The sequence below is a fragment of the Vibrio sp. 10N.237.312.B06 genome, assembly GCF_041464685.1.
GTDB lineage: Bacteria > Pseudomonadota > Gammaproteobacteria > Enterobacterales > Vibrionaceae > Vibrio > Vibrio tasmaniensis_A.
Window position 1 is genome coordinate 1 of record NZ_JBFSPI010000138.1, and the last position, 6,890, is coordinate 6,890.

General features: G+C 41.1%; 8 protein-coding genes and 3 pseudogenes. 9 read left to right on the forward strand and 2 right to left on the reverse strand.

Annotation, left to right across the window (positions count from 1 at the left end; genetic code table 11):
- Nucleotides 1-200 precede the first annotated feature (200 nt).
- On the forward strand, nucleotides 201-572 hold the full coding sequence (locus AB6C75_RS22285; protein WP_102258641.1) for a hypothetical protein: 372 nt from the start codon (nucleotides 201-203) through the stop codon (nucleotides 570-572).
- An 80-nt stretch (nucleotides 573-652) separates the two neighbouring features.
- Here AB6C75_RS22285 and AB6C75_RS22290 read toward each other — a convergent pair.
- Nucleotides 653-775, reverse strand: a pseudogene (locus tag AB6C75_RS22290) (IS6 family transposase); the annotation flags it as partial.
- Between AB6C75_RS22290 and AB6C75_RS22295 the strand changes: the two are divergent.
- Both AB6C75_RS22295 and AB6C75_RS22300 read left to right on the forward strand, forming a co-directional pair.
- A pseudogene (locus AB6C75_RS22295) lies at nucleotides 746-1,000 on the forward strand (hypothetical protein); the annotation flags it as partial. The pseudogenes AB6C75_RS22290 and AB6C75_RS22295 sit on opposite strands and share 30 nt — an antisense overlap.
- Before the next feature lie 672 nt (nucleotides 1,001-1,672).
- Complete coding sequence (locus AB6C75_RS22300; protein ID WP_102258642.1) at nucleotides 1,673-3,292, forward strand: methyl-accepting chemotaxis protein; 1,620 nt, start codon at nucleotides 1,673-1,675, stop codon at nucleotides 3,290-3,292.
- Nucleotides 3,293-3,499: 207 nt separating this feature from the next.
- On the opposite strand, the gene AB6C75_RS22305 is transcribed toward AB6C75_RS22300, so the two are convergent.
- Complete coding sequence (locus AB6C75_RS22305; RefSeq protein ID WP_372109296.1) at nucleotides 3,500-4,237, reverse strand: IS6 family transposase; 738 nt, start codon at nucleotides 4,235-4,237, stop codon at nucleotides 3,500-3,502.
- A 58-nt stretch (nucleotides 4,238-4,295) separates the two neighbouring features.
- Here AB6C75_RS22305 and radC point away from each other — a divergent pair.
- From radC to AB6C75_RS22335, 6 genes and pseudogenes are all read left to right on the forward strand, one after another.
- A pseudogene (radC, locus tag AB6C75_RS22310) lies at nucleotides 4,296-4,661 on the forward strand (DNA repair protein RadC); the annotation flags it as partial.
- 103 nt (nucleotides 4,662-4,764) lie between these two features.
- Nucleotides 4,765-5,061 carry a DUF1640 domain-containing protein gene (locus AB6C75_RS22315; RefSeq protein ID WP_372109298.1) on the forward strand — a complete coding sequence of 99 codons (297 nt, stop codon included), beginning with the start codon at nucleotides 4,765-4,767 and terminating at the stop codon, nucleotides 5,059-5,061.
- Nucleotides 5,062-5,735: 674 nt separating this feature from the next.
- A complete protein-coding gene (locus AB6C75_RS22320) occupies nucleotides 5,736-5,867 on the forward strand; it encodes a hypothetical protein (protein ID WP_269461135.1) in 132 nt (43 codons plus the stop codon).
- A 13-nt stretch (nucleotides 5,868-5,880) separates the two neighbouring features.
- Nucleotides 5,881-6,114 (forward strand): hypothetical protein, encoded by a 234-nt coding sequence (locus AB6C75_RS22325; protein WP_017098251.1) that lies wholly within the window; start codon nucleotides 5,881-5,883, stop codon nucleotides 6,112-6,114.
- Nucleotides 6,115-6,123: 9 nt separating this feature from the next.
- Nucleotides 6,124-6,348 carry a hypothetical protein gene (locus AB6C75_RS22330; RefSeq protein ID WP_017098252.1) on the forward strand — a complete coding sequence of 75 codons (225 nt, stop codon included), beginning with the start codon at nucleotides 6,124-6,126 and terminating at the stop codon, nucleotides 6,346-6,348.
- Nucleotides 6,345-6,740 carry a hypothetical protein gene (locus AB6C75_RS22335; protein ID WP_017098253.1) on the forward strand — a complete coding sequence of 132 codons (396 nt, stop codon included), beginning with the start codon at nucleotides 6,345-6,347 and terminating at the stop codon, nucleotides 6,738-6,740. The genes AB6C75_RS22330 and AB6C75_RS22335 overlap by 4 nt, the downstream gene beginning before the upstream one ends.
- The last annotated feature ends 150 nt before the right edge of the window (nucleotides 6,741-6,890 follow it).

Genomic DNA, 6,890 nt, shown 5'->3' on the forward strand with positions numbered 1-6,890 from the left:
CTTGTTTGGCATGGATAAGTAAGCCTCGAGGCGAAAACTGCATTATATCAGTAGAGGCCTCGTGATTATTGTGCTGCTCCGAAATACGAGCGATGCAACAACGCCCCTGCTAACCTAGAAGGTGAATTAGGTTTTCAGTGGCTTAAGGTTTGCGTTAATGCAGTGAATGACATCAAAAAACAAAAACAAGAGAATCCGTCATGAGTTTTTCATATGAACAAAGAATTAAGCACTTACATGAGCTTTCTCAATTGCCTAGACAATCGTTGTGCTTTCAGCTTTTAACGATCATGAATCTTTGTTATCACAACTTGGATAATGGCAAGGTCGAACGATTGAAATCAGATGATGAAACCTTTTTCTATGAGGCTAATTCACTGAAAGAGCAACTACTCGATGTGCCGAGTCTTAGTAACTCTCATAAGGTGCTCTATTTCCTACTCGATGCGGGTTTTATTGAGCGACGAGTGTTAGATAAAGATGGCCAAGTCGTTATTGGTGATAGCTACCAAAGAAACACGGCCAAAATCTATTGGCGTATATCCGACAAAGGGTTAAGTGTTTTCGGTTAATTAAAAACTCAAGGAATTAAGTCATGGGGCTGTTGCAATTAATCAGAGAATGCAGATCTACTCAGTCATGGGCGTAACCATTACTGGTAAATCACCTCAACATTGAAGAGACGATTCATGAAGGCGGATCTCTCCCGAATAAGCGTTTTACGCTCATCATGACGTAACCAGAAAAGACAAAACTTGTTGAAGAGACGCCGACTCAGGATAGAGACGTTGTTTATCTCGATAGAGCGCACATTGATTATTGCTTCGATGATGATAATCGCCAAGTTGCATCAATCTCGTTGTTCATACATACCAATGAATTGGGCAAGTTTACTCACTGCTTAACAGAGCAACGTTACTTCAAATTCGAGCAGTATCAAGTCAGCGAAGAATTAAGAAATTATCATTACCAACTTCATCCTATTCGCTCACCTGATTGAAGAGCCAGCGCGAGCAGTAAACTTACGCTAGCTGGAGGTTTGATTTTTGGGTATTGATTAAGTGCCGTTACGTTAAATAAGACGACGTGATTTCTTGTGTAATGAAGGGGCATATTTAATGAACTAACGATAAATTGTCGAACCATACCAACGAAGGCACCAAAGAATGATTTCAGGGGCAAAGTGTTTCCATTTGAATGCGGGATTGGCCATTGAGTCACTAGATTAGAAAAGACAGAACTGAATTCTGAGTCTTGGCTGATTTTTTTGCAACAACCCCTATTTGTCACGTCCCATCCTTTTTGTGACAAACGAATAGAAAACTGATCATTTTTGGGAACACGCGACGAAATCGAGGTGAAAACGCATCACAAACAATGAGTAGTTAGGGGCTTCAAGTTAGCGATAGAAAGAGGAACGACGAAAAACCCGACCGCTTACGGTCACGCCCTTACGGAAAACTTATTCCTTTATTGTCTATCGACAATTGCACTGTGCATGTTGTTTAAATCCAATAAGGTTTATATGCATATTCGGATTGTGTTGCTTTTTGCAATGCAATTTAAGAATCAACAACATAACAAATCTATCATGATGCATGTTTGTTAGCGCTTTTTTCTGTGGTTCGAATCTTGCTTTATAATAAATCTATTGCACTCTTTACGGTGACTTATGAATAAAATCTCAACGAAGCTACTCTTAATTCCGATGTTATTTTCTCTTTCTCTTTTTGCTGTTCATGCGTTAAATGGTAACGTTTCTCAAATAATCATGGAACGATTCCAATCGGTATACTTAGACCGTGTTATTCCATTATCAAACTTGAAAAAAATCTCAGACTTGTACGCCGTTAACTTGATTGATGCCGCCAATAAACAACACGTAGGGTTAATTACTAAGGACCAATTTTACACAGGTGCATCAGAATCCATTAATGAAGCAAAATCAATTTGGCAAGAATATCTAAAAACTGCATTAACGGACAAAGAAGCAAAATTGGCCCAAAGGTTAGAGAAACAAATTTCAACGGTTGAATCTCAGGTTCCACTTTTGCTGAAACAACATAAAAGCAACGCCGTTGATGACTATATGATGATAGAAACATTATATAAGCTAGTTGATGCTATGGGAGAGGATTTAGGATTGTTAATTGATCTACAACTTGATGTTTCTAAGCAAGAGTTCACATTATCAAATTCTGAGTTGAGAAAGTCTACGTTGTGGGGCTGGACTATTGTTTTACTCACTTCATTGCTCGTGTCTATCCTTTCATTCTGGTTTGCTAAAAGAGAAGTTAGAAATTTACCCATGATTGTTGAATGGTTAAAGGCGCTTTCGGAAGGTAAAGTTCACAACAAAACGTTGCCATTGAGCAGAAATGAGCTTGATAGTATCTCTGAGTCTGTAACAATTTTATCTGAACGGCTATCAGGTGTCGTACTAGAAAGCCAAAACGTAATGAGTACAATTAAAGTTAAACAAGACCATTCGTTGGTTCTTGTTGATCAGAATCGAAAAAATTCATTAAGTGAACTTTCATCTGTTGAACAAGTGGCAACAGCATCCACTGAAATGGCGTCCACAGCAAATGATGTTGCTACAAATGCAATGAAAGCAGAGGAAGCCGCTATGGAAGCAAATAGCGTGATTGAATCCAGTCAATCCATCCTCATGAATTCAACACAAACAACAGAAAAAATAAGTAATTCTATTTTAGAAGCAAAAAATTTAGTTAATCATCTTCGAGAACATTCGGAGACCATTAGTTCTGTAGTTGATGTTATCAACAGTATCTCAGAGCAAACCAATCTATTGGCCTTAAATGCTGCAATTGAAGCGGCTCGTGCAGGAGAACAAGGGAGAGGGTTTGCTGTTGTGGCTGATGAAGTCAGAGCATTGGCTGCCAAAACACAACAATCAACAGTTGATATTCAAACCATTATCACCCAACTTCAAGAGAAGTCTAAGCAAGCTGATGATTCCATGAGTAGAAACGTTGAATTAATGAATCTAACCAAAGAGGCTACGAATGAGTTGACGGAATCATTCGCGATAATATCAGAGAAAGTTACGGGTATTTCTGAAGTAAATGCTGTCGTAGCAACGGCTTCCGAAGAGCAAAGTGCCGTTACTCAAGATATTTCAAAGCAACTCGAAGATATTAATTCGCTGGTTCAACAGAATATAAAAGGAATAGAAGAAAGTACAAATTCCAATCAAGAAGTTGGTGCTTTAGCTGAAAAATTACAGTCAGAATTATCTTTTTTTGAGGTGAAAAAAATTAATGATTGAGGTTGCATTATTGAATTCACTCGCAAGTTCTTAGTGTTGGTATTGAGCGACAATTACCTTGGCCGTCGCATTGACTCAATAATCTACTTATCTGAAAACACTTACCCCTTTGGGAAATATGTGCCAATAAATTTTTGCGGTGTTTCTTTGGTGGGCTTGTTGCAACTAATCAGATAATGCAGATCTACCCAGTCATGGGCTTAACGATTACTGGTAAATCACCTCAACATTGAACAGACGATTCATGAAGGCGGATCTCTCCCGAACAAGCGTTTTACGTTCATCATGACGTAACCAGAAATCAAACTGGCCTTTGTTCAACATTCGCAATGATTCGAATCCCTCGATGGTTGACCAGGCACGCTTTCGTATTTTAAAACCGCCTGTGCTGACAACGAGCTTCTTGATGGGGGCGTGATCGGACTCGATCCCATTATTGAGATGCTTAACTTGCCGTTGCTCGACATCCGCTCGCAGCCGTCCCTCCTTCTTCAGGCGCGAAATAGCATGAGCGTACGAGGAATGCTTGTCCGTGTTCAAGGTCTTAGGCTGAGTGTCTACATCATAATATCTTAGGCACCGTTTCAAGACCTGATAAGCCGCGTTTTTATTCCGTTTTTGGGAGAAATAGAAGTCCAGTGTTTCGCCTTGCTTGTTGATAGCTCGATACAGATAGTGCCATTTCCCTTTCACCTTGACGTAGGTTTCATCGAGCTGCCACGAAGAGTCTGTTCGGATGAACTGATGGCGGCGTAACTTCTTGCGTAATGCAGGGGCATATTCAATGAACCAACGATAAATGGTCGAGCGATTAACCGAAACCCCTCGTTCTGCCAGCATGTCTCTGAGGTTGGCGTAGCTCATTGGGGTCGAACCATACCAACGAAGGCACCAAAGAATGATTTCAGGGGCAAAGTGTTTCCATTTGAATGCGGGATTGGTCATTGAGTCACTAGATCAGGAAAGATAGAACTGAATTCTGAGTCTTGGCTGATTTTTTTGCAACAACCCCGAATTGGTGAAGTCATTTTGTCAGACTTCACTCGCTTCCAATGAAAGCGAAGTGTTTGGGGTGATATTTCTTGATAGTCAGCATCGAGTTTTACGCACAAAAGAGATGTTTAACGGCACCATTGACGCCGCATCCGTTTACCCTCGTGAAGTGGTCAAAGAGTCACTGGCCACAAATGCAAGCGCGGTCATTTTTTATCATAACCATCCCAGCGGTGATACCACACCCAGTCAAGCCGATCGACGTATTACTCGACGACTGACCGACGCGCTAGCCTTGGTTGATATTCGAGTACTCGATCACTTCGTGGTGTCTTTTGAAGATGTGGTGTCATTTGCGGAGCGTGGTTGGATATAACCATTAGTTAGTGGAAAATGTCTCTCATTCACGCCTATTCTGGCGTGAATGACTTCGGTAACGTAATGCAGTAAACTAAAGACAACTAAATAAGGTTTCTATTATGTCTGAATCAAGCAAAGTTACATTAAGCGTTGAAGAGCTGATCAACCTAACCGCTCATGCTGCCACTCAAGAGCAGTTAAATGATACGCGGAAAGAACTCGATCAGAAGATCGAAGCGGTTCGTCATGACCTTTCAGATAAAATTGAAGCGGTTCGTAATGAGCTGAAGTCTGATATCCAAGGGGTTCGTATTGAAGTGAGTTCCCTTAAAAACCTCATTATTGCAACAGCCTTCGCGATGATTGCGACGGTAGCCGGTGCCGCGTTTTGGGTTGGTAGTCATATCAACGTTTAATGTTCAAATAGGTTTTCTGAAATGCCTCTTATCCTAGAGGCATTTTTTTTGTTCTCGTTATGTCCTCGATCGCTTCAACGCTCGCGCTAAAAGAATTTAAGCCAAAGGCTCGACCGCAAGCGGTCGTCAAACCGGCTCTCAGTACCACAGTGCGCCCATTTACTCGATGTTTGATTATATTGCTTTGTCATGGTGTCACTTTGTGGGTTTGTGGCTGATAGGCGCCTTTTTTATTATAACGGTTTAAGGCTGATTTGAAGCGTAGCGTCATGATAAAGGCTTGAGTTGTGCGTTACCCTTCGGGCAAGGCTCTCCGCTTGTATCTTTCATCTGTGGCCTAAGCGTGGCCTCACCCTGGTGAGTCACTGCGTGCCGCCCCAGAATGTGCCTCTCTACAGCCCCTATCTAAAAGGATATCGCTGCAATCCTGAACGCCTGCGCTACTGCGTAGCTGCGCCTCGTCGTGCCTCCTCGTTACCTTTCACTGATTTCAATTAAGTTCGAGTAAAGGCTTGCTGTCTTATGTGCCGATTTTCCTTTCGACTCGCATCATTTGATGGTGCTCGCAGGCTGTTAACCATCCTCAATCAGAACCTTCTCTGCAAGGGTAAATCATGCCAACAATGACACCAGAAAAAAAATTTGAAGTATCGTACAGAAATCGGTCTGGAGATATGACAACTAAAAAGACCGTAGCAACTGGCGCTAACAACACGACCGTTAAGAAGCGTTTTGAATCAATGGGCTATCAAGTTATTGCTGTTGTGTATAAAGGGCTTACTGGCCGTTCAATTCAAACAAGCTAACTAGGGGAAATTCGTGAAAATACCTAAAAGCGATTTAGTTAAGCTTGTTAATGCCTTGCCTGATGATTCTGAGGTCTCAATAAAAGATTTGAGCGTTATTTATGGTTATTACCAAAAAGGTCTTGATGATAAGTCTTGCATTGGTTTTGAGGGGCATATTACTTCAAAAATGGAGCGAAACGAGGTGCTGAAAATGGCTTACGAACTTGCTTTTAACGAGTCACAACATAGCGAACTACACGATTAAGAGGGAAAAATGTCTGGAAAATTCAAATACTTCATAGTACTCACTCAAGAGAATGAAGGTGCTGCTAGATCAGAAGGTACGGATGCGTATTTTGTTAATCCAGTAAGTAAAGGCGATACAATTTATTGGGATAATGAACATGGTAGCTGTGGCGGTGTTATCAAATCAGTGGAACATCACCCTACGGTATCCGTTCTCATTGTTAGTAAAATTAAATTTGGGGGAGGGGTGTGACAAAGCCTGATGTGTTAAGAGTTGTTGAATTTGTGATTAACAACGCCAAGAAGGGAGAGCATTTTAGTGTTGCTGAAGCCTCTCAATCGAAAGAACTTAATGGTATTTCGATTTATCGAATCGCTGAAATACTGAGGTCTACTTGTTTGGAACCACAAGGGCCATCAAGTTTAGAACGATTAACTACAATTAATACCTCAACATATCAACACGCAGAACAAGGAAGGTGGTCTTTAAATGCACCTGCTTATTTTGGCTATCTTACGTATCAATCTAATCTGAAAGCAGAACAAGCAAATAAACATGCAAGAAATGCATTTTGGGTAGCTATAGCGACAATGGTTATTTCTATTATCGCTATATTTTTTAACTTAATCGCTTACCAAGAATAGATAATGAAGGGGCTGCGTTGTGGTGAAGGCTTGAGTTGGGCGTTACCCTTCGGGCAAGGCTTTTCGCTTGTATCTTTCATCTATGGCCTAAGAGTGGCGCTGTTGCATCGCTCAATCCTCTGGTCTTTTGATAGATCTTAGGCGCAACGA

Excerpts from the sequence above, each read along its gene's own strand:
- AB6C75_RS22330 (WP_017098252.1), top strand. The coding sequence starts at position 6,124 with ATGTCTGGAAAATTCAAATACTTCATAGTACTCACTCAAGAGAATGAA.
- AB6C75_RS22320 (WP_269461135.1), top strand. The coding sequence starts at position 5,736 with ATGACAACTAAAAAGACCGTAGCAACTGGCGCTAACAACACGACCGTT.
- AB6C75_RS22300 (WP_102258642.1), top strand. The coding sequence starts at position 1,673 with ATGAATAAAATCTCAACGAAGCTACTCTTAATTCCGATGTTATTTTCT.
- AB6C75_RS22285 (WP_102258641.1), top strand. The coding sequence starts at position 201 with ATGAGTTTTTCATATGAACAAAGAATTAAGCACTTACATGAGCTTTCT.
- AB6C75_RS22305 (WP_372109296.1), bottom strand. The coding sequence starts at position 4,237 with ATGACCAATCCCGCATTCAAATGGAAACACTTTGCCCCTGAAATCATT.
- AB6C75_RS22315 (WP_372109298.1), top strand. The coding sequence starts at position 4,765 with ATGTCTGAATCAAGCAAAGTTACATTAAGCGTTGAAGAGCTGATCAAC.